This window comes from Synechococcus sp. R3-13 (genome assembly GCF_047462195.1).
GTDB lineage: Bacteria > Cyanobacteriota > Cyanobacteriia > Thermostichales > Thermostichaceae > Thermostichus.
Genome location: NZ_JANSIO010000471.1, coordinates 1 through 2,052 on the forward strand (window position 1 = coordinate 1; position 2,052 = coordinate 2,052).

Below are 2,052 nucleotides of genomic sequence, written 5' to 3' on the forward strand. Positions count from 1 at the left end.
GTTCAGCAGTGTTCAGCGTAAATGTATCAGCCCTGTCTTGAGCGCAATTATAGCCACTACTTCCCGTTCCTCCGGGCAGAACTGGGTCAAGTCTGCCTACGACCGCAGGCCGATTCCCGACCACTGCACGCAATGACGGCCCTGCTCATCCTTCAGGGATCCATCGCGGCGGTAGGAAAAGAAATCTTGGGGTTGGCTGAGGGTGCAATGGGGGCTGACGGCAATGTGTTCAGGGGGGATCCCTTTGGCTTGGGCTTGGGCACCGTTGACCCAGCGCAGATCCAGGCGAACCTTGCCAGGCAGAGGATCGGGCAACAGGGCGGCGCGGGCATCCAGCCCTGGGGGTAGGCTTTGCAGCACCAGCTCCGCCACCTCCTCTGACACCTGATAGACCGACCCCGAAATGGAAGGCCCGATGGCCACGCGGATCCCAGCAGCAGGGATCCCCGCCTGTAAAAACTCCTGCAGCACCTTGGACAAGATCCCCGCAGCAGTGCCTCTCCACCCGGCGTGAATGGCTGCCACCCATTCTTGGCTGGCCACCAAAATCGGCACACAGTCAGCGGTGCAGACCCAGGCAGAATCTCCTTGGCGGCGGGCAATGACCGCATCTGCCTGAGAGCGGGTAGGGATCCCTTGACCAGCAGAGCAGTCCTGCTCTCGTTTGTGTCCAAAGGTTTCGGTGATCCCATCTGCCCAAACCCAGTTGCAGCCATGCACCTGATGGCCCCACGCGGCCTGTTCAGGGGGCAGTTGCAGCCGGGCGGCCAACTGAGACGGGGGATGGGGATGACCTTGGCGAGAGCCAAAAGCATGAGGCCACTCCGCCAAAAGCTGACACTCCAGCCAGCGCCATCTCCCTGCCTGCTGCCAAACCCACAAGGCGGAGCCACTCATTGGCGAGAGCTACCCAGGCCAGCAGTGGGCGGGGATCCTTGAGACCGATGTTGGGTGTGGAGATGGCCCACCCGCTCTTCCAAACACATCTTCAGCTCAGCAGGGTTAAACAGCATCGGCAAAAAATGAATGCTCTGGGTTTCTCGGAAAAAGAACAACACCGGCAGCGGCGGCCAGAAAATTTGCCAATCCTGCCACTCGCTGTAGGGAAACTCGCGGATGCGCCTGGAGCCGCTGTAGACCTGCAGCGCCGTTCTGGTAAAGGCCAGACCGATCAGAGAGGTCTGCACCACCAAAAACAGGCCAAACAGGCCCACCCCTAGCCCCGCCCAAAACGAAAGCCAGAACAACGGTACCGCCAAAGCCAACACCGACAGGCTGAGGCGAAAATCCGGAGTCAATAGATGGGCAGAATTGGGCCTGATCATGCCCCACTCCTCCTCTCAGGGATCCCAGCCCCATTCTAGGCCGCCTCGGCAACTCTTCAGAAGTTAGAAGATTGGGAAAAAAGGAGATAGTAAATGATAAACTCCAGAGTTCCGCAGGTTTACAGATCAGAACCGGCAAGACGACCCCCATCTACCCAAATGCGCCCTTGGGAAAACCGGCATAATACGGATATAACGAGTGCTTACTGCTAACCCGCACAATTCGTTGGGCCTCTCCATGCCTCTCGACCCTCTCTCTCAGTTGCCAGAGGAGCCAACCACTCAGATCCCCTTGGAGTTTTACGAGCGCAGACCCCAGCCTGAGGCAACTGCGGCCTTTCTAACGGTGCTCAGCGGCGCCAATGTGGGCATGACGTTTCCCTTGGCAAGGGGTGGGGTTTTGGGGCGCAGCCACTGCGCGGATATCCAGCTCTTGGATCACGCCGTCTCCCGGCAGCACTGTCGGCTGGAGAGAGAAGATGAAGGTTATGTCCTCACCGACCTGGAGAGCCTCAACGGCACATATGTTAACGGCGAGCGCGTCAGCCGCGTTCTCCTGAAGGATGGAGATTACATTCAAGTGGGGGCCAGCACCCTCAAGTTTGCCTACTACAACGCGGCAGAAGAAGCCTTCTTTTTGCAAATGGCCACTGCTGCCCTCTATGACCCGCTAACCGGTCTGTATAACCGACGTTTTTTCCTGAAGCAACTGGAGCTGGAGATCCCC

At 58.5% G+C, this 2,052-nt stretch carries 3 protein-coding genes; 1 reads left to right on the forward strand and 2 read right to left on the reverse strand.

Annotation, left to right across the window (positions count from 1 at the left end; all coding sequences use genetic code 11):
* Nucleotides 1–96: 96 nt before the first annotated feature.
* Both pgeF and NW856_RS13195 read right to left on the reverse strand, forming a co-directional pair.
* Nucleotides 97–897, reverse strand: coding sequence for a peptidoglycan editing factor PgeF (pgeF, locus tag NW856_RS13190; RefSeq protein WP_414400628.1), 801 nt, complete (start codon nt 895–897; stop codon nt 97–99).
* Entirely contained in the window at nt 894–1,325 is a 432-nt protein-coding gene (locus NW856_RS13195; RefSeq protein ID WP_414400629.1) for a DUF3119 family protein, read from the reverse strand. The genes pgeF and NW856_RS13195 overlap by 4 nt, the downstream gene beginning before the upstream one ends.
* Nucleotides 1,326–1,563: 238 nt before the next feature.
* On the opposite strand from NW856_RS13195, the gene NW856_RS13200 reads away from it, so the two are divergent.
* Nucleotides 1,564–2,052 (forward strand): FHA domain-containing protein (locus NW856_RS13200; protein WP_414400630.1); only part of this gene is annotated, 489 nt, incomplete at its 3' end.

Coding starts and splice junctions, on each gene's coding strand:
- NW856_RS13195 (WP_414400629.1), bottom strand. CDS start 1,325: ATGATCAGGCCCAATTCTGCCCATCTATTGACTCCGGATTTTCGCCTC.
- pgeF (WP_414400628.1), bottom strand. CDS start 897: ATGAGTGGCTCCGCCTTGTGGGTTTGGCAGCAGGCAGGGAGATGGCGC.